General features: G+C 60.2%; 17 protein-coding genes. 4 read left to right on the plus strand and 13 right to left on the minus strand.

The window, feature by feature from the left end; genetic code table 11:
- Positions 1 to 5: 5 nt before the first annotated feature.
- The 5 genes from ACX80C_RS04320 to ACX80C_RS04340 are packed head-to-tail and all read right to left on the minus strand — an operon-like array spanning position 6 to position 4,100.
- Positions 6 to 1,040 (minus strand): acyltransferase family protein, encoded by a 1,035-nt coding sequence (locus tag ACX80C_RS04320; protein ID WP_459325004.1) that lies wholly within the window; start codon positions 1,038 to 1,040, stop codon positions 6 to 8.
- 13 nt (positions 1,041 to 1,053) lie between these two features.
- The gene (locus ACX80C_RS04325; RefSeq protein WP_459325005.1) at positions 1,054 to 2,100 is read right to left on the minus strand and encodes a hypothetical protein; all 1,047 of its coding nucleotides are present in this window, start codon (positions 2,098 to 2,100) and stop codon (positions 1,054 to 1,056) included.
- Positions 2,101 to 2,134: 34 nt separating this feature from the next.
- The gene (locus ACX80C_RS04330; RefSeq protein WP_459325006.1) at positions 2,135 to 3,034 is read right to left on the minus strand and encodes a glycosyltransferase family 2 protein; all 900 of its coding nucleotides are present in this window, start codon (positions 3,032 to 3,034) and stop codon (positions 2,135 to 2,137) included.
- The gene (locus ACX80C_RS04335) at positions 3,034 to 3,432 is read right to left on the minus strand and encodes a DUF2304 family protein (protein WP_459325007.1); all 399 of its coding nucleotides are present in this window, start codon (positions 3,430 to 3,432) and stop codon (positions 3,034 to 3,036) included. Before ACX80C_RS04335 ends, ACX80C_RS04330 begins: the two co-directional genes overlap by 1 nt.
- 2 nt (positions 3,433 to 3,434) lie before the next feature.
- Entirely contained in the window at positions 3,435 to 4,100 is a 666-nt protein-coding gene (locus ACX80C_RS04340; protein WP_459325008.1) for a glycosyltransferase family 2 protein, read from the minus strand.
- Positions 4,101 to 4,265: 165 nt separating this feature from the next.
- On the opposite strand from ACX80C_RS04340, the gene ACX80C_RS04345 reads away from it, so the two are divergent.
- Entirely contained in the window at positions 4,266 to 6,311 is a 2,046-nt protein-coding gene (locus ACX80C_RS04345; RefSeq protein ID WP_459325009.1) for a DUF6541 family protein, read from the plus strand.
- A 130-nt stretch (positions 6,312 to 6,441) separates the two neighbouring features.
- Positions 6,442 to 7,644: a hypothetical protein gene (locus tag ACX80C_RS04350; RefSeq protein ID WP_459325010.1), complete on the plus strand. Its 1,203-nt coding sequence runs from the start codon at positions 6,442 to 6,444 to the stop codon at positions 7,642 to 7,644.
- A gap of 16 nt (positions 7,645 to 7,660) precedes the next feature.
- Here ACX80C_RS04350 and ACX80C_RS04355 read toward each other — a convergent pair whose 3' ends face one another.
- Genes ACX80C_RS04355 through glf form a run of 5 tightly spaced genes read right to left on the minus strand, consistent with a single transcriptional unit; the run spans position 7,661 to position 14,432 of the window.
- Entirely contained in the window at positions 7,661 to 9,595 is a 1,935-nt protein-coding gene (locus tag ACX80C_RS04355) for a DUF6541 family protein (RefSeq protein WP_459325012.1), read from the minus strand.
- Positions 9,596 to 9,640: 45 nt separating this feature from the next.
- On the minus strand, positions 9,641 to 10,390 hold the full coding sequence (locus ACX80C_RS04360; RefSeq protein ID WP_459325013.1) for an ABC transporter ATP-binding protein: 750 nt from the start codon (positions 10,388 to 10,390) through the stop codon (positions 9,641 to 9,643).
- Entirely contained in the window at positions 10,391 to 11,254 is an 864-nt protein-coding gene (locus ACX80C_RS04365) for an ABC transporter permease (RefSeq protein WP_459325014.1), read from the minus strand.
- Positions 11,251 to 13,248: a glycosyltransferase gene (locus ACX80C_RS04370; RefSeq protein ID WP_459325015.1), complete on the minus strand. Its 1,998-nt coding sequence runs from the start codon at positions 13,246 to 13,248 to the stop codon at positions 11,251 to 11,253. Before ACX80C_RS04370 ends, ACX80C_RS04365 begins: the two co-directional genes overlap by 4 nt.
- Positions 13,245 to 14,432, minus strand: a complete 1,188-nt coding sequence (glf, locus tag ACX80C_RS04375; RefSeq protein ID WP_459325016.1) for a UDP-galactopyranose mutase — start codon at positions 14,430 to 14,432, stop codon at positions 13,245 to 13,247. Before glf ends, ACX80C_RS04370 begins: the two co-directional genes overlap by 4 nt.
- Positions 14,433 to 14,606: 174 nt before the next feature.
- On the opposite strand from glf, the gene ACX80C_RS04380 reads away from it, so the two are divergent.
- Positions 14,607 to 18,524 carry an FtsK/SpoIIIE domain-containing protein gene (locus ACX80C_RS04380; RefSeq protein WP_459325017.1) on the plus strand — a complete coding sequence of 1,306 codons (3,918 nt, stop codon included), beginning with the start codon at positions 14,607 to 14,609 and terminating at the stop codon, positions 18,522 to 18,524.
- A gap of 11 nt (positions 18,525 to 18,535) precedes the next feature.
- Here the strand turns inward: ACX80C_RS04380 and ACX80C_RS04385 are convergent, their stop codons facing one another.
- Positions 18,536 to 18,913, minus strand: a complete 378-nt coding sequence (locus ACX80C_RS04385; RefSeq protein ID WP_459325018.1) for a hypothetical protein — start codon at positions 18,911 to 18,913, stop codon at positions 18,536 to 18,538.
- 291 nt (positions 18,914 to 19,204) lie between these two features.
- Here ACX80C_RS04385 and ACX80C_RS04390 point away from each other — a divergent pair, with 291 nt between their 5' ends.
- The gene (locus tag ACX80C_RS04390) at positions 19,205 to 19,453 is read left to right on the plus strand and encodes a WhiB family transcriptional regulator (protein WP_019483052.1); all 249 of its coding nucleotides are present in this window, start codon (positions 19,205 to 19,207) and stop codon (positions 19,451 to 19,453) included.
- A 76-nt stretch (positions 19,454 to 19,529) separates the two neighbouring features.
- Here the strand turns inward: ACX80C_RS04390 and ACX80C_RS04395 are convergent, their stop codons facing one another.
- Both ACX80C_RS04395 and ACX80C_RS04400 read right to left on the minus strand, forming a co-directional pair.
- Positions 19,530 to 21,002, minus strand: a complete 1,473-nt coding sequence (locus ACX80C_RS04395; protein WP_459325020.1) for a sensor histidine kinase — start codon at positions 21,000 to 21,002, stop codon at positions 19,530 to 19,532.
- A 15-nt stretch (positions 21,003 to 21,017) separates the two neighbouring features.
- The gene (locus ACX80C_RS04400; RefSeq protein WP_459325021.1) at positions 21,018 to 25,859 is read right to left on the minus strand and encodes an NAD-glutamate dehydrogenase; all 4,842 of its coding nucleotides are present in this window, start codon (positions 25,857 to 25,859) and stop codon (positions 21,018 to 21,020) included.
- Between the last annotated feature and the right edge of the window lie 45 nt (positions 25,860 to 25,904).

Here is a 25,904-nt window from a genome sequence, read left to right on the forward strand (position 1 = left end):
ACTGCTTACACCAGCGACGCAGCGGGCAACTGCGCTGTCCGCCTGCGGAACCGGCCACGGAACTTCCTGCTGATTGGGCGTTCCAGAAGGTAATACGAGATGGACGCAACGAACAACGCCGCGCCCCACCCGACGATCGACTCAAGCGGCTGCGGCAGCTCCTGCACTGCAGGAGCGCGGAACACCGGGTAATGCCAGACATACAGTCCGTAGGAGATTTTGGCCGTGTACCCGGCAAACGGGTTGGCTGCCCACGTACCCCGTTGAACCACCGCCCAGCAAACAGCTACAGCGGTGGCGCACTGCAGCGCGACCATGCCAACGGTGAAGTAGGACCACCCGGGCGGCCAGAATCCCGAAGCGTAGGCCAGCAGGAAGGCCCAGGAAGCAATCACAATGGGGCGGTTGGGCTTCCACTCGCCGCGATGGTGGAACCACATCGCCACGAGGCAGCCGATCAGAAGAGCGTCTATCCTTCCCGGTCCGTTGTAGACCCAGCGGAGGGATTCCTCCAAGCTGGTCCAGTACGAGAATCGCCAGATCCAGATGCTCAGGACCAGCGCGATCGCACCGCAGGCCCATATGCGCCAGCGGCCCCGGACCAGCAGCAAGGTCAGGGGTGCAAGGAGAATGAACTGCTCCTGCGCTGCAAGCGACCAGGTGTGTGTCAAAGGATGGATGTCGAACTCCATCGCGGCAGCGAAATTCGAAAGGTAGAACAGGACAAGCACGGCACCCAGGACTGACATTCCCATTGCAAGGCCGACGAGGGTCACCGCGATGAGTGCCGGGTAGAGGCGGATTGCGCGTCGGGCGTAGAACGACTTGATGTCGATACTTCCGGACCTGCGCCACTCTTCCATCAGGGTGACCGTAACCAGGAACCCCGAGAGCGTGAAGAACAGATTGACGGACACCAGACCGCCGTCGTCAAGAAACCACTCCCAATTCGAGTGGCCGACCATGAGCAGCAAGATGGCTATTACCCTGAACCCATCGATGCCCTGGCGGAACCCCAGGACGAAGCGTGCTTGTTCCAAATTTGGGAGTACTTCAGTTGGCGTTTTGACGAATCGCTCCCGAAGGCAGCAGTTCCTCGCTCACCAGGCGGGGAAGCGGGGAAGGCAAGTGTTTCAACGGGTGTCGCAACCAGTGCCAGGGTGAGAGTCCCACCTCCGTAACGTGCGCACCATCCGGGCGCTTCTTCAGTCCCAGTACCGCCCTGGCCTTGTCGAACGGACCGCTCAACCAGTACTCAAGAAACGGTCCCGCAGAGGGCCGATTCCAGCCGAGCAATTCGATCAGTTCCTCCGGCGAACGCATGTCCGTCAAGCCGAGTTCGTCTCCAGCGATGGCACGAAGCACCGATTGATCCGCCTCCGCGGAATGAAATTCAGGCCACAAACGCTCCATGACCTTCCCAGGGTCCACATCAAGATTGTGCCCCAACTGGAATTCGGGTCCATATAGTTCCACTTCGGCACCGGCAACTGAGGCGTACATGATGGATGTGGAGAGCCGGTTACTGACCACCCGGTTGGAAGACGCAACCAGTGAAAGAATCCGGCCCAGGAAACGTGGGTCCCGGCGATCGCCTGCTGATACCACTGTGTGGCCGTGCTTCGTCCATACCCCGGACACGGAAGGGTCATCGAGGTCATCAACGTGAAGGCACACTGTACTTGGGCCCTCCCGTTGTAGCACTTCCTCGGCATACCCCGCATGATTCCCGGATACCTTGAGCAGTGCTGTTCCGTGCATCGGAAACACCAGTGTGCCCTGCCGATCAAGCGGCAGGGTGTGGCTCGCACGTGCCATCTCCAGCAGGTACAGAAACGGCGCTCCGATCGCGTGAAGCTGCTGGGAGCCGTCCGAAAAGAGGTTCTCCGGATCCGTCGGAGAGAACGCACGGGACCGGCTCGTCCAGGAAAGGCGCCGGCGCCGCGGCCCCTTGTCAGCGAAGTCGCCGAACTGCGCGATGATGGGTGAGGTGACCGTCCATCCGTGCTGGATAAGACCCGAGATGTGCCTCAGCCGCGGCATTGAACAGTAAGCGGCGAGGACGCTGGAATGGCCGTAGTAGTGGTTCTGAATATCCAAGAGAGCTGCGCCTTAATTCCGTACTGGAACCCGATTAGGGCCTGACCGCATGCCGTGCAAGCTTCCCCAGTCCGCCCCACGTGCGCGTTGAGGCGACCTTCGGCAGCAGCGTCAGCGCGTTCAGACGCGAGGTGAGGTGGACACGAGCGGATGCGGCTGCCTTCTTCCACCCCAGCCTCTGGAAATCTTCAACGCAGGCGTCGAAGAACCGGCGTTCTTCGTCGAAGCGGCGGCCATCCAGCGCGCGTACGGAAGAATCGCTCTGCCTGTGGCGTCGGTACTGGAAACAGGCGGTCTCCGTTACGAGCAGCTTGCCTCCCGACATCAGTACGTCAAGAGCGAGCGCGAGGTCCTGGACGACGTCGTACTCAGGACGGAATGAATGGCTCTTGAGCGCCTTCGCGCTCCACGCGATGGAAGGGAAGTACAACCAGTTGCCGGAGAGCAGGCTGCTCGCCGCCCGCTCCCCCGACAACACCGCCCGCTCACTGGCACCCACAGCACGCCCCCGCATAATCGTCTTCACACGATCTGATAACGGGGAGTAGACACGCCCATTCTCATCAATAATCTCTACCCCCGGCTGCACAATTGCGATCTCAGGGCTCGATGCGAATGCCGCCCTAATGGTGGACAGGTAATTGGGCAACATCAGGTCATCAGCCCCCATGATGACCGCAATGTCGTGCTCCACAAGGCTGACGCACTTACGGTAGTTGCCGTTCGCCCCGAGATTGGTTTCGTTACGGTGGTACGCCACACGCTGATCCGACGAGGTGAGGCTCTCGAAATAGGCAGGCAGGGTATCGTCCGGGTACCCGTCGTCGACGATGGTCAGCTTGAAATCGGTGTCATCCTGACTAAGGATGCTTTGGATCGCAGCCTTCATCATGGGAACGTCCCCGTAGTAGGGGAACATTACGTCGATCGTCACTAAGATCCTGCCTTCTTCTCGTTGTGCGGGCGAACGTGCGCGGTTGGATTGGATGGTGATTCCCAAGGCCGCTCCGCCTCGTCGAGCGCGATGCGGCGGGAAAGCTTGGTCAGTGATATTTCCGTCTGACGGAAACGCTGATAGGTGGTTGCAACGAAGACGAGGAAACTGACCACAAGACCGTAGAGCACCAGATCCGTGCCACGGCCGATGCCGAACCATCCGGCGACCACCGACAGCAGCTCCGGGAAGAATATCGAGAGCACTGCTGCAAGCGTGAAAAGTATAAGCATGATGCGGCGGACAGCAAGGTGCCGCGCATTTGACCCCCCGCGCATCAGTACCAGCGAAACGACGACGACGGCCACTATGAGCAGGGCCTGAATGAGAATAAGCATTACTACCTCAAGAACAGTTCTGCGAGGATGTTCACCGAGTTGAGCAGCGACTGTCCTTTGGCTTTGGAGTAATCGGTGTAGATGATTTCCACGGGGTGCTCCACCCATCGGGGGTTCAGAACGGCAAGCTGGTGAATCAGCTCCGAAGCGTGCGCCATGCGATTCTGGGTGAGTTCGATTTGCGTAGCGACATCCCGCCCGATGGCTCGAAGCCCATTGTGTGCGTCCGTCAGATCCAGCCCGGTTGACAGTTTGGATTGAAGCGCCGCTGTCTTCAGGACAAGTTTCTTCAGCGGTGCGATCTTGGTTCTGCTGTCGAGGAACCGCGAGCCAAGCACAATGTCGGCCTCTCCGGAGCGCAGGCGCTGGACCATCGCGAATGCATCGTCGACGCGATGCTGACCGTCGGCGTCGAAGGTGACAATCGAGTCCGTTGCCGGATCCTGCAGAGCGAACTCAATACCTGTCTGTAAGGCCGCACCCTGCCCGAGGTTAATGGGATGCTGCACTACGACAGCACCGGCCTCGCGAGCGATTTTTTGCGACCCGTCCGAACTACCGTCGTCGATGCAGACGACGTTAGGAAAGGTCGGAAGGAGTCCGCTGATCACATCGCCGACAACGGTGCATTCGTTATACATCGGAATGACAACCCAGGTTCGACTCACCGCAACAGTATTTCACAGACAAATCGAAGAGCATTCGCCCGCTCATCCGACCGTGTGCCGCGGTTCGAGTAGGCTGGGATGCTGGTATGTCCGAGATCGTGAGCTCGAGTCGCTTGCGGACGACGATGCTCTCGCCCCACCCGAACATACGAGGAGCACCCCCTCTTGACCTGGCTGCAAGCCCTTCCAGCTCTGTTCATAGCCATCGGAGTCTTCCTCATCCCGGGAGCGATCCTCGGCCGGGCAGTTGGCCTTCGAGGCCTGATTCTTTGGGCCGTGGCAGCACCCGCCACAGTTTCCGTTGCCAGCATCACCGCGATTGCTGCCGGGGCTCTCGGTGTGCGTTGGTCAGTAGGGCTTGTTGGGCTTTCCGTGATAGTTCTGGCGCTGCTATGTCTGCTTCTGCGTTTCGCTGTCGGTGTCGCCGGAACGCACATCGACGGCCGGTCAACCTCGCCGATTCGCTCCGTGCGATCCCCCGAGCTTCCCCTACCAATCGGCGTGGTTCGAGCGCTGAGCTACGTGGCGGCGGTTGTGGCTCCGACTGTGATCATCACCTGGCGGTTCATGGCAACGATCGGCAGCCCGGCTAACATCTCGCAAAGCTACGACAACGTCTATCACCTCAATGCAGTTCGTCACATACTGGAAACGGGTTCGGCTTCATCGTTGTCGCTGGGCAGCCTGACAGAGGCTGGTGAAGGCTTTTACCCAGCAGGGTGGCATGACATGATTTCACTCATAGTCTTAGCGACAAGTACCTCTATTCCAGTCGCGGTCTCCCTGGGAAACATAGTTATAGGTGCCGTTGTCTGGCCGCTTGCGTGCATGTACATGGTTAGCAGGATTACAGGTATGTCCTCCATCACGATCCTCCTTACGGGCGTGCTGGCCGGCGGATTCGCCGCTTTCCCATACCTGATGATCGATTTCGGCGTCCTTTACCCCAATCTGCTATCCATTGCCCTTCTTCCCGTCGCCTTGGGTATCATGATCAGTTTCCTTGGTGTTGGTGTCATTACAGCCGGACTGGCGCACTCTGTGGTCCTGTTCCTTCTCGTGTTTCCCGGACTCGCTCTCGCCCATCCAAGTACCGCGATTGCGATGATCGCCTTTGGTGCTCCAATCGTGCTCGGTTGGGTGGCTTACCGGACGGTGCAGTGGCGCCGCAGGACGGTGGCCAACCGCCGCATGGGCCTGATCTTCGCGTTCGCCGGTTTGTATCTGGGCATAGGTCTCGTTGCGTGGAATCTCGCACGCCTCGATCCCAGCGTCTCCCTCTGGGATCCACGACAGACCGGCTCGCAAGCGGTAGGCGAGGTACTCATGAGCGCTCCTCAAGGAGCCGAGGCGTCGCTCGCCCTGTTTGCGCTGACCATCTTGGGATTGGCGATTCTGTCGATGCGGCCTGCCCGACTGTGGATAGTAGGAATGTTCGCGGTGGGATTGGGGCTTTATGTGATCGCCTCAGCGACAGGCGAGGGAGAATTCAGGCACTTTTGGACCGGCGTTTGGTACAACGACGCCAATCGACTGGCGGCCCTCCTCCCTGTCGTGACCTTACCCGTTGCAGTTATTGGTGGAGAATGGGCCCTCCGCCGTTTGGCAGGCATCATTCGAACCAGCGGATTGCCCTCCGCTATGGCCAGAAGGGTATCGACACCCGAGTCCAGAGTTCATTACACCTTGCCGGCAATGGGACTTCTGGCCGGAATTGTCCTGATTGGCGTGTCAGCTCAACTCATGGGCGTTCCCAGACAACAAGCCGAAGCGGCCCCAGGTTATCGGTACACCGAATCGTCGGACCTGCTGTCCGTAGACGAGCTCGCGATTTTCGACGCTGTGGAGGAACACGTCCCGGAAGACGCCCGGGTCTTCGGCAATCCGTGGACCGGGGCTTCGCTCGTGTATGCCTTCACCGGTCGCCAGACGGTCGCTCCGCACATCACAGGGCAGCGCACGGAGGATGAGAATACTCTGCTGGAGCAGTTGGACGAAGCCGGTGCCGAACCTGGCGTGTGCTCAGCAGTTCGAAACACGAATACGTACTTCGCGCTCGATTTCGGAACGCGGGAAGTAGGAAGCCGGTACCACCCGAGCACAGCGATGGACAACGCCGAGTCCGCTCCGGGCCTGGAACTTGTTGCAAGAGTGGGGAATGCCGCACTGTACGCCGTCGTTGCGTGTGGACCGCAGGGAGAAGCATCCTGACTGGGCAGTGGTTACGCCGATCCACTCGACTTCTCCGGTTGCGGCCCGGCTATAATTTTGCGGAGCTGTGCAGGTCCGTATTCACAGCCTTACCCGACGTTACGGCGTCCAAGCATCTGGAGGAGCCTACGTGAGACATCGCCGTGCAACGGTCGGGGTGATTTCTTCTATCTCAAGCGCGCTCATTTTCCTGGCATGGCAGATCGCTCAGGGACCAGGACCCATCTGGGCGGATACCGTCCAGTATCTGAGGATCGCGTTTGCAGCTCAAGGCATGCCCGCGGACGAAGCCTGGATGAGCGCGTATAGCCATTGGTGCGAGCATCCGTCCGTTCCGCATAACACTCCTCAGGATGTATGCACGCGCGAGGTCTACAACGGAGAGCAGCCGATCATCGGCGTCTCCGACCGGAACCCGCAGTATCAAGCGATTTTCTCACCGCGTCTGGGATATCCACTTCTGTCAATACCTCTCATGAACCTGCTGGGCGTACACGTCGGGCTTTGGATTATTCCGCTGGTGCTGACCGTCCTGTCAGGCATGGTTCTGTTTCTGGTCTGCCGCTCGCTGAACCTCGGAGTACTGGCAGCCAGCACAGCGCAGGCGCTTTTTTACGTACTTCCGGTGGGATATCACGGTGTTGCCTTGCTGACCGAAGGGCCAGCAATGTTCTTCACCCTGGTCATACTGCTTGGCGCAGTGCTACTGGCCAAAGGCCAGCTGAGAAACGGTGCTCTGGTAACCACCCTCGGATTCGTGACACTGTTCTTCTTCAAATACTCGGCGGTGCTCATCACCTCCGTGAGTTTCCTTGGAATCGTAATCCTGTTACTGCTGGTGCCGCGTTTCAGAAAGATACGCGGACTACGGCTCCTGGCCCTTCTGATGACCGCCTACGCCGCAGCCTCGTTTGCGCTGACCCACGCACTGAATTGGCCTGGAATGTCGGAAAGCCTTCAGGACACTTTTACGAAGCACTTCGAACTTCCGCCTGTACCTAATCCGATCGAGAGGCTCCTGCTCCTGAACGCCGACTACTTGAGGATTCTGGTGAATGACATTCACCGGGATGCGGCGGGCGCTGTGCTCGTCGTCCTGGCACTCGGTGCATACGCAGCCTTTGCGCGTACTCCCCAGTCCTGGCTGCCGTTGGGCGTGTCACTGGTCGGTATCGGTACCATTCTCGCGCATCCGGTGGCGAGTCAGGCTGAACGCTTGGGTTCGCCATTCTGGGTCGGGATAGCAGTTGGCATAGCGATCGTGGTCGAACGGCTCACAGCGAACACGGCAAATAAGGTTGCCGAAGAACAAAACCTCATCCCAGTGAACTGATCAGGGCAAGTTCGCCCTAACAGCCCATAATCTCGTAGACACCGGCCCCATCAGCGCTTGTTACGAGCCGTACGCTCTCTGGGCCTAGCCCTCTGACGGTCAGACCCTTCATGTCTTTCCGGTGAACGATATCCGCGAGATAACGTCCGTCGTCGTCATAGACGTGCGTAATACCCATTTCGTTGATGATCCGGCAGACCCTGGGATCTGATTCAAGCTGGTAGAAGTTGCGCCCCAGGTATCGTGCCTCCTGACTCCAACTGCCAGCCATGGTTGGGAAGACCGCATCCACATCGCTGAGCGCGTACGCCAGGGCTGCTCCGGAAGTCGGATCGCCGAGAAGTAGGGCGTCTTCCGGAAGCGTTCCTTCAAGGCTTAGGAGCATCTCGAGCTCAGCGTCGGAAGCCAGTCCATCCGCCCATTCCCGATGCTCCCAGTAGTCAGCGGCTATGCGGTCTTCCCGGACATCCGACCTCATGGACTCACTGAAGATGAACACGAGGAACACAGAGAGCACGGCCAAGCCGAAAGAGATTCCTTGTGTCAGGCGGTGGGATACCTTTCCTCGAAACTTCCGGCCAGCGGCCCTGGCGAGGGAAGAAACACCGACGTGGATCGCGTACGCGCCAAGCACTGATGCGAATATGGGCACCAGGCCGCCAAGTCGTACCGGATCGGAGTACCAAAGACCGACCAGCGGGCTAAGGAACGAAGATTCACCTGCGGCAATGACATAGAGTGCAACGCTGATCGCGTAGCTTGCGACGACCCAGCGGCTTTCCCGTCGGGCAAATGCTAGCAGCCCGCCGACGATCACCAACAGCCCGCCGATCCAGAAGGGCTCCGTGTTTCCATGACCCAGCGGAGCGAGCATTGTGTCGAAAATCGCAGCACCGAAAGCGTCAGTGCCGGGACCAACAGGAGTTGTCCGGAAATTGAACACAGCGCGAACCGCGGGAACAGCATGTATTGCCCAAATGGTCAGCGCCAAGACGCCGAGGGGGACGAGCAGTGCCACGCTGACGCGCAACAACCTGCGCTGCTGGATGGCGGTCCGTATGAACGGCACGTACTTGCTCAGCAAGAAGGGCAGCACCAGAAATGCCAGCGCGACGGCCGCGGTGGGATGGCACAGAACGGCGCCGGCGCCCGCAATGAGCAGCGCAATCCAGGAACCCAGGCGAGCTCGACGGTCTGAGCGGCCCAGAAGCTGGACAACCAAGCCGATGAGAACGGGAGTGATCGCGGTTCCCATCGCAGCCGGCCACACAGTGCCGTAGGAGATCATCCTTGCAGGGAAGGCGACGAAACCTGAAGCGAGTATTGGGGCGATGAACCCGATCCATGCAAGCTGGGGGAAGCAGACGCGCGCCAGGTAGGCGACAGCAAGGGGCCAGATAAGACCCGCCATCATCAGGGCCGCAACGTTGATGCTAAGACTGATGGGTAAGTCGGTAACCGCCAGGCTAACCAGATCGTGCCAGGCCGCGGGATAGAACCTGGATATACGTTCATCAGACGCGATTCCGCCCACCGTGAGACTGGAGCCATCTCCACTTTCAAGAATCCAGCGGATTGTGCTGAGGTGGTGTACGGCATCCCACGTTAGTGCCGGGAAGTGCGGTTCGCCCATACCCAGTCGCAGCGGTGGAATACTGATGAAGGCTGCGGTCACCAAACCGCCCGTCGTCGCAATCCACGAGAACCGCTGGGTGCGTGGCACCGTTTGGACGGGGGCTTTTCTGCAAAGCGCCCATGCAGCGAGCGCAATCAGGCTAGTGGCAACACAATAGGTCGCGACTCCCCAGGGGATGCCCACCAAGCCACCAATGACCGCGATCACGCCGCCGATTCCCAGGGATATTGCAGGCGCTACGGCCAGCAGGGTTACACCTCTAAGTTGGGCAAACGCTCCAACTAGAAGCCCTGGGACGAAGAAAACTCCGGCCATGATAAAAACTACAGGCAGGGTCTCCCACCAACTCATCCGGCCAACTCACCCATCCGAAGACGGGCCATGATCATTTCGCAACCATTTGACAGCAGCCTCCACCTGACCGTCGAGCACTATCTGACCGTGCTCCAACACGACACCTCTCTTGCAAACTTTCGACACCAGATCGAGATCGTGACTGACAACCATCAGCGTCTTGCCTGCCTCCGCCAGGTCCTTAATCTTAGCAATGCACTTTTTCTGGAACGGCTCGTCCCCTACTGCAAGAATTTCGTCGACCAGAAAAACTTCAGGGTCCGTATGAACCGCAACCGAGAACGCCAGGCGGAGGTACATCCCTGAGGAATAGAACTTGACCTCAGTATCAATGAACTGACCGATCTCAGAGAATTCAACGATTGAGTCGAACCGATCGTTGATCTCCTCTTCAGTCATCCCCAGTATGGCCCCATTAAGGTAGACATTGTCCCGGCCGCTGAGATCCGGATGGAAACCTGCGCCTACTTCGATCAAGCCGGCAACGCGCCCCCTGGTTCGTACAGATCCCGTGTCCGGGAGCATGACACCTGAAATGTGCTTCAGTAGGGTCGACTTGCCTGAACCGTTCAGGCCAAGCAGCGCAACCGTTTCACCCTGATTGACCACGAGGTCAATACAATTCAGCGCGTGAAACTTCTCGGAGAGGTCCCCCTTGCGGCCTTTAACGAGCCACACGAACGCTTCCTTGATTGACCGCGTATGGCGGAGAACAAACTGCTTGGACAGGTTCTGCACTTCTATAGCGATTGCCACTCACAACTCCTGAGCGAAGCGCCCCTCGAGGCGGCGGAAGGTGAACTGACCAAGCAGGATGACCGCAAGCGCCGTAAGGACTCCGATGGGAGTCCAGACAGCGAATAGATTCGGTGGGGAAAGCACAGCCGGGTCCGTAATCGCCGACGTCGTCGGCTTCCAGAAGGCAAAATGGAATAACTCCACAGCAATGGTGAGCGGGTTGATCTGATACAGGGTCAGGAAAGTTGAGCCGAGGGTGTCCCGCACCATCGTCCAGGAATAGAGGACCGGCGACGCCCAGGTGGCGATCATAAGCAGCATGTCGACAAAGTTCTCGGAGTCCCTGAAGTACACATTGGCAGCACCGAAGAACAAACCCAGGCCCGTCGCCAGCAGAGCAACAATTCCGAACCCCGCCACTGCTGCAACCAATTCCAGGATTCCCGGCGTCCAGCCAGTGAAAAGGCAAGCGATCAGCAGGACAACCAGCTGCGGCACGAAGTGGACCGCAGATACCCAGACCGATGCAACGGGGAAAAGCTCCCGCGGCAGGTATATTTTCTTGATCAAGCCGCCGTTGCCGACGATCGATCGTGAAGCGTTTCCCAGTGCCTCCGTGAAGAAGTTGATCAGGATGATTCCGGAGAACAAGTAGATCGGGTAGTTCTCGGTGTTGTCATTCATGCCCAGGAAAACACCAAGTGCGAACCAGAAGACGATGAACTGCACGCCCGGCTTCACATACGACCACAGGAGACCAAGGACTGAACCCCTATAGCGGACCTTCAGTTCCTTCGCCACCAGAAGCTTCAGCAGGAAACGGGAACGGACAACGTCCCGTAGCCCCCTACCCAGGCCGGGGGTAACTAGCTCGCTGCTCAATCTTGCTGACTCTTGTCCGAGTGGGCTTCGAAGGTCTTCTTCCAGGCCTCGAAGGAAGTTATCTCAGCCAGAGCCGAGCGGTACTGCTCCCGTAGACGTGGCCAGTCCTTCAGGATTTCAGCGTTCAGCCGGGCGGACTCGGCGAGGAGCGCGCGCAACTTCTTTGGGTCCCGCTGGTACCAGGATGCGCCCGTTCCTTCAGCGTTCGAGACCACAGCGCTGTCGTACTGCGACATCCGCCACCATTTATTGTCCTGATGCGCTACCACAGCCTGCGGCCGTTCCTTCGCTGAGGACGGTACGGATTGGCTCAGCTGCCGCGCGACAGTCTTCGCTGCCCAGGGTGCCAGCTTCAGGTAGGACGGCGCCCTGAATCCCTGACCCCTTCTCGGCGGCTTGGCCATCCTGGGTGTGGGGAACGCGTCCGGGTCGCTCTTGAACTGCGAGTCCGGGTACTCGCTGGCCATCGCCCGAATCTCCACCAGTCGAGTCGGGAGTATTTCGTGCAGTTGTCCAGGGCCCCTCAACACGTCTCGGAGTGCCATGACCCGACCCATCGCTGTGTAGTACTGCATGGAGATCAAGTGCTTGATATCCAGATAGCCTGTTTCACGGACTACACGCCCACCCCGCTCATATGGGCTGTGGAGCAGGGCCGCGATCATCCGGTTCCGTGTGTGGAAGTACGCCTGCCAACCTACAAGGTCGTCCTTGTCGATCCACGAGACGTGCCAAACTGCCGACCCGGGCATGGATACCGTGGCATACCCTGAGGCCTTTGCCCGTAGCCCATATTCGGCATCGTCCCATTTGATGAAGACAGGCAGTGAAAGCCCGATATCCCGGATGACAGCAGTTGGAATCAAAGACATCCACCAGCCGTTGTAATCGACGTCAACCCTTCGATGCAGCCACGGAGTCTGTCGAAGGTTCGACCGCACGAAGTCATGTCCCAAGGTCTGCTCGGCGATCGGTTGGTCGGGCTGGAACCGCCACGGATTGACGGTCTCGCCGAAGGTATGGAGAACGGTTCGGTTGTAAAGGTCGAACATATGCCCACCGACAATGGTCGGGGTCTTGCACCGGTCGGCAAAGGTGAGCAGCCGGGCAATACTTTCGGGCTCGATCACGACGTCGTCATCCAGCAGCAACGCATAGTCACTGCCGTTCTCGACCGCTTCATACATGCCGCGGGCAAACCCGCCGGATCCACCGAGGTTCGCTTGATCGATGATCCTCAGCTTGCCGTTCAGGGCTGCTTTCACCTCAGCGAATCCTGGTTCGTCAGCAACTTTCTGCGTTCCCTGATCGACCACCAGTATTTCTTGGAGGTTCTTCAAGCTCTCGGGATGTTCGGCCAGAATCCGTAGGTTGTTAAGGCAGAAGTCAGGCTTGTTCAGGGTTGTTATCTCAAGCGTGATGGACCCGGTTGGGCGGTCCTGCGACGAAGCCTGCCATTCGGCCGATTCCAGGACAAAGCTCTCCGACCCTGCGACCAGATCAAACCAGTACCATCCGCCGTCGCCGAAGGGTTTCAGCGAGAGGTCAAAAGTGGTGGTATCCCTGCCGGTTACGCGCTTGGTTTCAACGTGCTGGAGGGACCCACGGGCGTTCGATTTGTAGACGCTGATGCTGCCTGGACCGGCTGTGGTGACAGCGAGGCGGATATTTTCTACGAAGGTCCAGCGACGCCAATAGCTGGCCGGGAAGGCATTGAAGTAGCTGCCGAAGGAGACTCTTTCACCGCTTCGGACGAGGGTGGAGTGCCGGGACTGAAAATCTTCCGCATGGATCTCCTTCGCATTATTGAAGCTCCCGTGGGATGCACGATCGGAAGAGGCGCTGCCGTCCATGGTGTTCAGTTGGACACCCAACGCATTGCCAGTGTCCAGGTAGAGCGGAGCTGTGTCGAGATTGTCTTCGCTGGGCAGGATTATTCGCTGCAGCGTTTCGAAGCGCACCTGGTGCTCTTTCGTGGTTGCTGTAGTGCTCATACGTCTACTCCTCCGCTCTCCAGCCGGGTCCCGTTGTCGAAGTAGGGCTTGATCTTGTTATCGAACATGGAAAGGGCCGATCCGATGGCCATGTGCATGTCGAGGTACTTATAGGTACCGAGGCGACCGCCGAACAGAACCATGTCCTCCCCCTTTGCAAGATCGCGGTACGCCATCAGCTTGGTGCGATCCTCCTCGGTATTCACCGGGTAGTAGGGTTCGTCGCCCTTTTCGGCGAAGCGCGAGAATTCACGCATAATCACCGTGGCGTCCTTCGTGTAGTCACGCTCCGGGTGGAAGTGGCGGAACTCATGGATACGGGTATATGGGACATCTTCGTCCGGGTAGTTCATGACCGAACATCCCTGGAAATCCTCTACCGGGAGAACCTCCTCCTCAAGATCGATGGTGCGCCAGGAAAGGTCGCCCTCCACATAGTCGAAATAGCGATCCACGGGCCCCGTATACACAACGGGCACCTGACCAAGAGTGGTGTTGCGCGAGTAGGGGTGCCCGTCGTCGAAGAAATCGGTGTTGAGCTCGACGGTGATGTTCGGGTGATCCGCCATGCGCTCAATCCAGGCGGTGTAGCCGTCTACCGGAAGTCCTTCGTACTTGTCGTTGAAGTAGCGGTTGTCATACGTGTAGCGGACGGGCAATCGCGAAATGATTTCCGCCGGCAGGTTCTTCGGGTCGGTCTGCCACTGCTTGCCGGTGTAGTACTTGATGAATGCCTCATATAGAGGACGCCCGATGAGCTGGATGCCCTTGTCATTAAGGTTCTCCGGGTTGGTACCAGCCAATTCCCCGGCCTGCTCCTGGATGAGGGCCCGTGCTTCCGCAGGACCCATTGATGAGCGGAAGAACTGATTAATCGTGCCGAGGTTGATCGGCATCGGGTACACCTCACCGCGGTGGCTGGTGTAGACCTTGTGCTGGTAACTGGTGAACTCAGTGAAACGATTGACGTAGTCCCACACGCGTTCATTGGAGGTGTGGAAGAGGTGAGCACCGTAACGGTGCACCTCAATGCCTGTTTGCTTCTCGTTCTCGCTGTAGGCATTGCCACCGATGTGCCTTCTGCGGTCGAGGACTGCGACCTTCAAGTCCAGCTCTGTTGCGGCCTTTTCGGCGATCGTTAGGCCGAAGAAGCCGGATCCGACGACGACGAGGTCAACGTTCACTAATTCTCCTGAGGTTGTTCCACTGGACAGATCGCCCGCGCCACAAGGTTACCCGACTCGAATCCATTCCCTGCTATCAGTCAAGGCTCAGGTACAGGCGATAGGAGCCGGCGGATATCCACAGATCCTGCTCGGGACCCACCCGCGCCCGTTTCGGCTTCTAGGCTCAAAGACATGGATTTGCACGCCACTCTCGCCGCGGGCCCTGGGGCCGTCCTGCCCTCGGGCGAACCAACGGAGGAAATCGTCGTCAACACGGCCGTCCTTTCCACCGGTGAGCTGCTCCGCGCCGAATTGGCGGGCCGCACAGGCGTCGAGCACTTCCAAGTGGCAGGCGAGCCGGTGGAATCGTGTGTCCCCGGCGTACCGCCGCTCACCCATGGCGCGGTGATCGTGGCTTCACGGAGATCACACAACGGGGAGTCCAGCCCGGCAAGCGTCGGCAACCTGATGTTTGTGGTGCGTTCCGGTCCTGACGCCGGCAAACTGGTGCCGCTCGCGAGGGGAACCTACAGGATCGGTCGCAGCGCGCCGGAGATCACCATCCATGATCCGGAGCTGTCGCGCACTCACGCCGTCCTCACCGTGACCAATGACGCCATCACGCTTGCAGACAAGCATTCCGCCAACGGAATCTGGGTGGACGGCAGCCGTGTTGAAAGTGCGCTCGTCACCACAGACTCCGTGATCCGTCTTGGTGCGAGCCAGTGCGCTCTGACTCTCACCGATGAACCGCCTGCCGCCGTCGAGCCGGTCGACCTGGCCGAGCCGTCCGAGGTGCCGGCGCCGGCACCCCCCGAACGGAACCGCATGCTTCTGGTTACCGCCTTACTCCCCCTTGTTCTTGGCGTTGTGCTGGCGGTCACAACCGGCATGTGGTTCTTCCTGGCATTCAGCGCGTTGTCGGCGGTGACGGGTTTGATCCCCCTCGTCAGTGGACGCAGGAAACGTGCCGCGTTCAGCGCGGCAGTTGCGGCAGCGGTCCTGACAGACAGCGAACGACGACGGCGCGCAGCCTGTGATGTCGCTGATCTCGCCTTATCAGCGCTCCAGTCGCGGCTCCAGCCCCTCGGACCCGCGCCCACCGGCGCCCTGCACCGTGGACGATATGTGAGGATCGGTATCGCCGACCAGCCAGCCAACATTGCGGTGAAACCCAGGCCGGCAGGATGGGAGCCACCTGTCGGTGAAGCGGTACCGCTGGTAATCCCGTTGTCCGCTGCAACAGAACGCGGTGGGGAGGAACCGCTGAACCTGACCGTTTCAGGACCACCGGAAGTGTTGCGCAACGCCGCGCACCTGCTTCTGCTTCAGCTCTGCGTACTTGAAGCGGCAGGCAGCATTATCTGCTTCGGTGGTTCCGACGACCTTCCTTCTTCGGCGCGCTTCCTCCCACAGGTTTCGCTGGTGACCGACCGTGAACGGCTCGACCAACTCCTGAGCACGGGCAGACTCTCCACCCTCCTGCTCTTCGGAACGAGCGCGGGAGCCATTGTCCGTCTTCCGGGAATCAGGGTGTACCGGTTCTGTGCTCCTTCTGTGCCTGCGACAGGTGGCGGGTGGACCGTTGACTATCTGCAGCTGGAGCCTGCGCTTGTTTCCCCGTCGGGCAAAGTCCGCTTCGAACCGGATCTCGTCCAGGCAGATACGTTCGATCACCTTGCCCGTGCGCTTGGAAACGCTGCTCGCGCGGGCCTCGAAGATGCATCCTCCGTTACTATCCCGGACGAAGTGGCGTTGGCGGACCTCCTGGCGTGGGAGAGCGCGTCGGTAGCACGCCGATGGCGCGCGCCATCGAAGGGATCCACGTTGGCCGCGATCGTCGGATCCTGCGGCGACGGCCCGTTGATGCTGGACCTCGTGACGGATGGCCCGCACCTCCTCGTCGCCGGAACCACCGGCTCAGGCAAATCCGAGTTCCTTCGCACCATGGTGCTCAGCCTGTGTCTCACCCACGCACCGTCTGACCTCAGTTTCCTCTTCATCGACTTCAAGGGCGGTTCAGGGCTTGGTGTTCTGGCGGACCTGCCCCATGTGACAGGAATGCTGACAGATCTGTCCCCTGCCGCCGTTTCCCGTTCGCTCATTTCCCTGAAAGCAGAGGTAAAGCGTAGGGAGTACTTGTTCGCGGCCTGCGGGGCGACGGACTATCTTGAGTATCGTGCCGTTCCCGGTCACGGTCCCCTCCCGCGGCTTGCCATTGTGATCGACGAATTCCGCATGCTCAGCGAGGAGGTCCCCGGGTCGGTTCAGGAGTTGATGCGGATCGCGACGCTTGGGCGATCACTCGGACTCCATCTCATCCTCGCCACCCAACGACCCCAGGGTGCGGTCACCTCGGACATCCGAGCCAACGTGACCGCCAGCATCGCGCTTCGGATGCAGTCACCCATGGAGTCGCAGGACGTGCTGGAATCGACCGTCGCCTCCACCATTCCGGTCAGGCTACGCGGCCGCGGTTATGCGCGAGTTGGCGGGCAGAAGCCGGTCGAGTTTCAAACGGCAACGACGGCGGGTGGCTCCTCAGCGCGTCCACCAGCCATTACATCGCTCGCCGCCCATCTGGGAGAGGCATCGAGTCCCGATGTTGGAACTTTACCCGGGAGGGACGCTGCAACCGGGTTGGACGCCCTCATCGCTTCGGTGCGGACGGCTGCCGTTGAGTTTGTCGCTCCAGCGGTACGGGTTCCCGTCTGCCCTGCTCTGCCGGAGAACCTGCCTCCGGACGCCGGCATGTCACCCGGATCGCCCTGTCTCGGTCTGCTGGACGTTCCCGAAAGGCAGGAGCAGTACAGCCTCAGCTGGATACCCGAACAGGACTCGCACCTTGCTTTTATCGGTCAACCGGCCGGTGGCCTCAGCGCTGCACTCTGTGCTGCGGGAGGGCAGCTACTTCAGCATCTACCCGACACCCACCTCTACGTACTCGACGGCGACGGCAGTCTGCGATCGTTAGCCCAAGTTCCTCAAACAGGCGCCTACGTTACGGCGTCGGACGCGAAACGGGCGGCCCGCGTCCTGCGACGTATTGCCACTCTGGTCGAACACCGTCTTAGTTCGGGAAGCGAAGCCGCCGCCAGCGCATCACCTGCCGTTGCGGTCCTGATTTCGGGGTGGGGCCGGTGGGCCGGATCATTCCGTTCCGGAAGATTCGCCTGGGCCGAAGAAGCGTTGCAGGACATTGCACGCGACGGGCAGACCGCAGGAGTCACGCTACTGATTGGGGGTGAGAGGGAGCTGATTTCCAGCCGATTCTTTTCCCTCCTGCCCAACCGGTTGTACTTCCCCACGGGCATGAACCCTGAATCATTGCTCAGTTGGCCGAAGATGCCGGCAGTGGACCCTGTGGTGGGCCGCGCGTACGTCCAGGGACGGATCGGGGCGGCGGACGGCGCCGTGGCTCAGCTCGTACTGACGATCCCTGAAATTCCCGTCCGGCAGCCCGCAAAGGCTCCTTTTATCGTCGCAGCGCTCCCTGCAGCAGTCACTGCGTCGGAATTGAAACTCCCGCCCATATCGGATCGCGAAGACCCAATCCCTGTTGGGGTGGGCGGTGACGACCTCGCCACCGTCTGCCTGACGCTCAGGGAACGGTCGGTTGCGTTGCTGGTTGGACCTCCCGGCTCGGGACGCTCCCATACGTTGGAGCTGATGGCCCAGCTGGCACCGCCGCGTTTGGTTTGTCTTCGGCCCGATTCAGGGGAGGATCCAGTGGCGTTTTGGCGGACTGCTGCCGAACAGGGAGTACCGGACAGGGCCCTTTTACTTGTAGACGACGCCGATAATCTCCCTCGTGAGAGCCACCAACACCTGGCACATCTCGTGAATTGCGGCGCGCGCATCGTGCTGGCCTCGATGCCGTCGTTATCTGCAGTTTCGAGCATTCCGCTCACTGCTGCGGTGCGCGGCAATCCGCTTGGCCTGGTCTTGGGTGCGCGGTCACCTGCCGACGGCGACGTATTCGGCATCCGGCTCGATGCCGGCGGCGGAACCCAGCCAGGTCGGGCATTCCTCATCGACGCGCGCGGAGCACAGGAAATCCAGGTCGCACAGCTGGCAGCGGACCGCCGGGAACCGAATACACTGCCGTGAAGAGACGCCCGTTACAGGGCGGGGGCCCCTTCCCCGGTGCGGCTGGTGAAGGCGATCACGTCGCGCGTGAATAGTTGATGGAGCACAAGGACGGCAGGAATTAACAGAAGGAGACCAAGCCAGATAATGCCTGCGGTCAATGTTGGAATGGCAACGACCATGACGAAGAACTGAAACACCAGGGCGGCGGACCTCGTCCATCGGTACCCGCGATAAAGGAAGTGCCCCACAACTAACAGCCAGACGGCGAACAGTACGAGCAGCACCACCATGAACACCGCCCCGCCCAGGGATGCGGGCGCGCTCGTCAGCAATCCGTACACGAACCAGCCAGCTACGGCGAAGAGCGCAACGGCTTCGGAAACCAGGATGACTGCGATGATTGCCACACCCGGCGGCCGTCCGGAAGGCGGGGATTGGGGCTGTCCAGGGGGTCTTGACACAGTGGCACCCTACCGGACATAGTCGTTGACAGCTACGACCGCTTTGCCTGATGTCAACTGTGTGACGCATCCCTCACGCTTTGAGGCAATTACCCTACGGTTACCTCTTGTTTGCGCACATGTAACGTGACAGCCTTGATGAAGGAAAATGCGGGGGCCGTAGTGGCCCCCTTTACTATGACACCACTCGTGAATGTTTTCACAAAGGTTGCGAGTTGTAAGGAGAAAGTGATCAGCATGGATTGGCGTAGCCGCGCTGCCTGCCTCGACAAGGACCCGGAGCTGTTCTTCCCGGTGGGCAACACAGGACCTGCCCTGCTTCAGATCGAGGAAGCCAAGAGTGTCTGTCGGCGCTGTCAGGTGGTGGATACCTGCCTGCAGTGGGCTATCGAATCCGGCCAGGATGCCGGCGTTTGGGGAGGACTGAGCGAGGACGAGCGACGTGCACTCAAACGTCGCGCAGCTCGCGCCCGTAGGGCTTCCTGACACACCACTCATAACGAAAGGGAGCGCATCGTCGATGCGCTCCCTTTCGTTTGGCATTTCCGGTCCAGCAACGAAACTACCGCGTGTCCTCGCGAATCCCCATCTCGATGCTGACTACGGTTCCTCCCCCTTCACGGTGAGTCCACTCGATCGAGCCGCCCAACTCGCTCATCACGAGGGTCCGCACAATCTGGAGGCCCAGCCCCTCCCTGTATCCTTCAGTCGGCAACCCCGCGCCGTCGTCCTTCACAGTCACGGTGAGCAGCTCACCGTCGTCGCCCTCGCTGCGGTCGGCGGTCAACCACACCGTCCCGGTTTTGTCCGCCAGTCCGTGCTCGACGGCGTTTGTCACCAACTCGTTGATGACAAGAGCCAGGGGGGTGGCGAAGTCGCTGGGTAATTCCCCGAACTCGCCCGAGCGTTCAGTACGGACAGCCTGGTTGGGCGAAGCAACTTCGGCGGACAACCGGAACTGGCGGGCAATCAGCTCATCGAAATCCACGTTCTGGGATAGGCCCTGGGACAGTGTTTCGTGCACGAGTGCGATGGTTGCCACCCGCCGCATAGCTTGCTCGAGTCCTTGCTTGGCCTCGTCACTGACCATGCGTCGCGACTGCATGCGTAGCAGTGCTGCGACGGTCTGCAGGTTGTTCTTGACCCGGTGATGAATTTCGCGGATGGTGGCGTCCTTGGATACCAGCTCCATTTCCCGCCGCCTCAGCTCCGAGACATCACGGCACAGCACGAGAGCGCCGAATCGCTCCTTTTCGTCGCGAAGCGGGATGGCCCGCAGCGAGAGACTCACACCCCGGGACTCGATCTCGGTTCGCCAGGGCATCTTGCCGGTCAGCACAAGCGGCAGCGTTTCATCGACTACGCGCTGATCCTTCAGCAGCGAGGTCACGATCTCGGCGAGGGGGCGGCCTTCCAGCGTTTCGACATCCCCGAGCCTGCGGAAAGCTGATACCCCGTTCGGGCTCGCATACTGGACTACGCCGTCTTTATCGAGCCGTATCAGCCCGTCGCCCACACGGGGCGCGCCCCGCCTGGAGCCGGTAGGCGTAGCGAAGTCAGGCCACAACCCCAGCGTGCCCATCCGCAGCAGGTCGTAGGCACACTGGCGATAGGTGAGCTCCAGACGGGAAGGCATCCTCGAGCTTGAAAGGTCCATGTGCGAGGTGACGACGGCAAGGGTTCGTCCGTTGCGCACCATCGGGACAGCTTCCACGCGCATGGCCATCTCGGTGGTCCAGTTGGTCTCTCCGGACCGCTCGATCGCCTGCGACTCCCACGCCTTGTCGACGAGGGGTTGAAGATCGGCGCGGATACGCTCACCCACGAAATCACTGTGGAAAACGGTATGCGAGGTTGACGGGCGGACATGCGCGAGGGCGACGTAACCGCCGTCGTGCAGTGGGAACCACAGCGCAAGGTCCGCAAATGCGAGGTCGGCGACCATCTGCCAGTCCCCCACCAGAAGGTGAAGCCATTCGGCGTCTCCGGGAGCGAAACCCGCGTGGTCGCGGATTGGGTCCGTGAAGATTGCCACCTGTTGCGCCCCTCTCTACTGCCGGACGATCGAACGCAGCAGACGCAACGCTACCGATAGGGATGCCATGTCGTCACGCTCCAGCTGGTTTACCTCGGCGAACATCTTCTTCGCGCGGTCAAGGTGTTCAGCGTTGAGCTTCTCCCACTCCTGAAGCCTGCTCGACGCGTCCGCTGAATCCAAATGTGACGAACTGTTCATCACCGACACGGTCATCTCGGAAACGGTCGAATACAGGTCATCCCGGAGTGCTGCCCGGGCCAGGGCCTGCCAGCGGTCCTCCCTCGGCAGCGACGTGATGCGTTCGAGCAGGTTGTCGATATTGAAGCGATCGTAGATCGCGTAGTAGACCTCTGCAATCCGTTCCACAGGCTCATCGACGCGGCGTGAGATGAGCGCTACGTCCAGAAGCCCGAAGGACTCGAACTGTTCGGCCCAATGCTGCGCTATATTGTCGGGCAGTCCCCACTCTTCAGCTTGCGCGAACCAACTCCGGACCCGTTCCAGATCCCCGCCACGGACGTAATTGACCAGCTTGGTGCGCAACGGATCGATCAGCGGCTTGAACGCAGCGATGTCCTCCTCCACGGTGGTTCCCTGTCCGACGTGGTTCACGAACCATCTCACTGCGCGGTCGAGCAGTCTGCGAATGTCGAGGTGAACGGTTGCCCAGCGCTCGGTGGGGAAGCTCGCAGGCAGTTCGGTAAGCGCCTCCACGATCCGTTGCAGATCATAGATCTCGCGGAGCGCTACAAAGGCCCGCGCGACAATCGACTCGGAGACTGAAGTCTCCTCCATCACCCGGAACACGAAAGTGATTCCGCCCATGTTGATCATGTCGTTGGCCACTACTGTGGAGATGATCTCCCGCCGCAGCGGATGAGTGTCGAGTTCACTGTCGAATCGATCCACGACCTGGCTGGGGAAGTATTCCCGCAAGGTGTCCTTGAACCAAGGATCGTCAGCGAGATCGCTCTGGGTCAGGGCCTTCGTGAGCTCGATCTTCGCGTATGCGGCAAGCACGGAAAGCTCGGGGGATGTAAGCCCCTGGCCCTTCTCTACCCGCGCACGCAGTTCCTGTGTGGTGGGAAGTGCCTCAAGTTCACGGTTGAGATCAGCCTTCGTTTCGAGCCAGTCTATCAACCGCTCGAAACTCGGGCTCCACTCCAGCACACGCTGCCTGTCGTTCAGCAGCAACACGTTCTGGTCGATGTTGTCCTGCAGCACAAGATCGGCAACTTCATCCGTCATCGAGTGAAGGAACTCTGCCCGTTCTTCCGCCACCAGATGTCCCGTTCGCACCATCCGGTCAACGAAAATCTTGATATTCACCTCGTGGTCGGAGCAGTCTACGCCCGCCGAGTTGTCAATCGCGTCCGTGTTCAGGATGACACCGTTCAGCGCCGCTTCGATACGGCCGCGTTGGGTCATGCCAAGGTTTCCGCCTTCGCCCACAACGCGTGCCCTCAGTTGATCGCCATTTACCCTGATCGTGTCGTTGGCCTTGTCTCCGACCTCCGTGTGCGTTTCCGTGGACGCCTTGACATAGGTTCCAATTCCACCGTTATAGAGAAGATCTACAGGGGCGGTGAGAATCGCCCGTAGCAACTCGGGCGGACTCATGCTCGTGGTTGACTCATCCAGCCCAAGCGAATCGCGAACCTGCGCCGAGATGGGCACCGATTTCACGTGGCGGGGATAGATGCCGCCGCCCTCGCTGATCAGCTCGGCGTTGTAGTCTTCCCAACTCGACCGGGGAAGTTCGAAGAGCCGCTTGCGCTCAGCGAACGACGACGGCGCGTCCGGGTTGGGATCCAGGAAGATATGGCGGTGGTCGAAGGCAGCGACCAGTCGGATGTGCTCAGACAGGAGCATGCCATTGCCGAACACGTCTCCGCTCATGTCACCCACGCCAGCGACCGTGAAATCCTCGGTCTGCGTGTCGTGGCCGAACTCGCTGAAGTGGCGCTTGACCGATTCCCAGGCACCCCGGGCGGTGATGCCCATCGCCTTGTGGTCATAGCCGACCGACCCGCCGGAAGCGAAAGCATCGCCCAACCAGAAGCCGTACTCGGCGGAAAGTTCGTTGGCGATGTCGGAGAATGAAGCAGTGCCCTTGTCCGCAGCCACGACCAGGTAGCTGTCGTCGGCGTCGTGCCGGACAACGCGCGGCGGCGGGACCACCTGCTCTCCATCATCTGTGGTTACGAGATTGTCCGTGATGTCGAGCAGGGCGCGGATGAACGTCCGGTAGCTTGACTGGCCTTCCGCCATCCATACTGCCCGGTCCTGCGCCGGGTTCGGCAATTGCTTTGCGAAGAATCCGCCCTTAGCGCCAGTGGGGACGATGACGGCGTTCTTGACAGTTTGCGCCTTCACCAGCCCGAGCACCTCGGTACGAAAATCCTCCCGGCGGTCGGACCAGCGCAACCCCCCACGGGCCACTTCGCCGAAGCGGAGATGGACGCCCTCGACCTGAGGCGAATACACCCAGATCTCGAACTTCGGCCGAGGGTGCGGCGCTCCCTCGATAGCGGAGGTGTTCAGCTTGAAGCTGACATGGCGCTTGTCCTGGAAGTAGTTGGTGCGCAGTGTAGCTTCGATCAGGTTCGCGAAGGTCCTCAGGACACGGTCAGCGTCCAGGGTGGGCACCTGCTCGAGACCGGCCTCGAGCTTTTCCCGCACGCGGGCGGTCGCGGCCTCGCGTTCCTCATTTTCCAGATCAGGGTCGAACCGCGCTTCGAAGAGAGCTACCAGGCTCCGGGTCACATCCGGGTTGGCCAGCAGCGTGTCACTGATGAAGCCATAGGAGTTGATGTTTCCCATCTGCCGCATGTACTTCGCATAGCTTCGCAGGATGATGACCTGACGCCACCGCAGATCCTCCCTCAGAACCAGTCGGTCGAAGGAATCGGATTCGCTGACGTTCGCTACCGCGGCCGCAAACGCATCCTCCAGCAGCTCCCCCGTCCCCTTAGGGTCGATACCAGTCGGGTACTTCAGACCGAGGTCATAAAGAAAGAACTCCCGGCCGTCGGATCGCTCGATCTCGAATGGGCGTTCATCGAGAACTTCGAGTCCCAGGTTGTGGAGGAACGGAAGGATCTGGCTAAGGCTCTTCGGCTCGGTGAGGTACAGCTTTAACCGGGCATCTTCCTCCAGATGCTCTCCGGCACCGGTCGGAACGTAAACGTGCATGACCGGCCCGGGCGTATCGGTACGGTCATAGATGGAAAAGCGTTCGATGTCCTCGAGCGCGTCCTCGACCTCATAATCCACTCTGTAGGCGGCCGGGAATGCTTCCGCCCAAAGCTCCGCGAATCGTTCGGCTTCCCGACGGCTGAAGCGGCTTCTTGCCACTTCGTCGATACCCTCGGACCAGGACCGGGCGGCGCCGACGAGGCGCTTCTCCAGATCCGCCACCTCGACATGGGCAACCTCGGCGCCCTTCGGGAGCCGGATCCGGAAGAACAGCCGGGCGAGCGCTGACTCGCTCATACGCGCTTCATAATCAATGGACTCTGCGTTGAACGTACGCCGTAGCTCTTCCTCTATACGGAGGCGAACGCTGGTGGTGTAGCGGTCCCGTGGGAGGTAGACGAGTGCCGACATGAAGCGGCCATAGGTGTCCGGGCGGAGGAACAACCTGGTGCGCCGTCGCTCCTGCAGGCGCAGGATGCCAAGCGCAGTAGCTACCAGATCGTCGATATCTATCTGGAAGAGTTCGTCGCGCGGATACGTCTCAAGAATGGACAACAAGTCCTTGCCGGAGTGCGAGTCCGAGGGGAATCCACAACGGCGCAGCACCTCGTTCACCTTGTCACGCACTATTGGGACATTTCGAACAGACCCGGTGTACGCGCTCGTCGCAAACAGGCCGATGAACCGGCGCTCACCGCACACGTTGCCCTGGCTGTCGAACTGCTTGATCCCGATGTAGTCGAGATAGGCCGCCCGGTGGACTGTGGACCGTGAGTTTGCCTTAGTGATCACGAGGGCCTGCTTCTCGCGTGCTTTCGCCCGTCCCGCCTGCGTCAGGTGCTGCACGTGGCGGCCGTCGATGGAGTGTCGCAACAGGCCGAGGCCGCTCTCCCCGCGCACCCGCAGTACGTCTTCCCCGTTCTCGGCCACGAGGTCATATTCCTTATAGCCGAGGAAGGTGAAGTTACCGTTATCGAGCCACGCCAGCAGCTCTCGTGCCTGAGCCAGGTCCGGGACCTCAGCAGCACTTGGCACTGATTCGAGCGTGCCCGAAATCTCGCGCACCTTGCTGCGCATCGCAGCCCAATCCTCGACAGCGGCTCGGACGTCAGAGAGGACACGCTGAAGCCCCTCGCTGATCGCCGTCTTGCGGGCTTGATCTGCGATGCGGCCGATCTCCACTGCAATCCAGGACTCGACATGCGCGGTGAGATCACTGTGCGCACCGACCTCCGAAAGGTTCGGTAGTGCTGCGGTATCTCCACTGGAGATGCCCGCAGATGAGGGAACCCGCCGCAGTCGTTCCAATTCATGGGACTGCCGGTGGCGCACGGCCACGAAGGTGGGATGGACCACCAAGCGGATAGCTGCCTGTTGCCTCACCAGCTCGGCTGTTACCGAATCCACCAGGAACGGCATGTCGTCAGTGACGATCATGACGATGCTTGCGTCATCCTGGTCGAAGATATCGACCCTTGCCTCGCCGGTCGGCCGGATCGCGGCCGTCGAGCGGTGCTTCAGCGCCCTGTCGGCGAGGGCATCCGGCGAGTAGGCGCCGGCGTCGTCCTCAGCGAGGTGCTGGTAATAGTGCTGGATGAACTCGGTGAGTGAAGTGTCAGAGCTGGACTGTTCCGTGGTGCTGGATCCAGACGACATGAACCGCCTCCGTAACGAGATGAAAGGCCGCCCCTTTGCGACCCC

The organism is Arthrobacter tecti, from assembly GCF_054511355.1.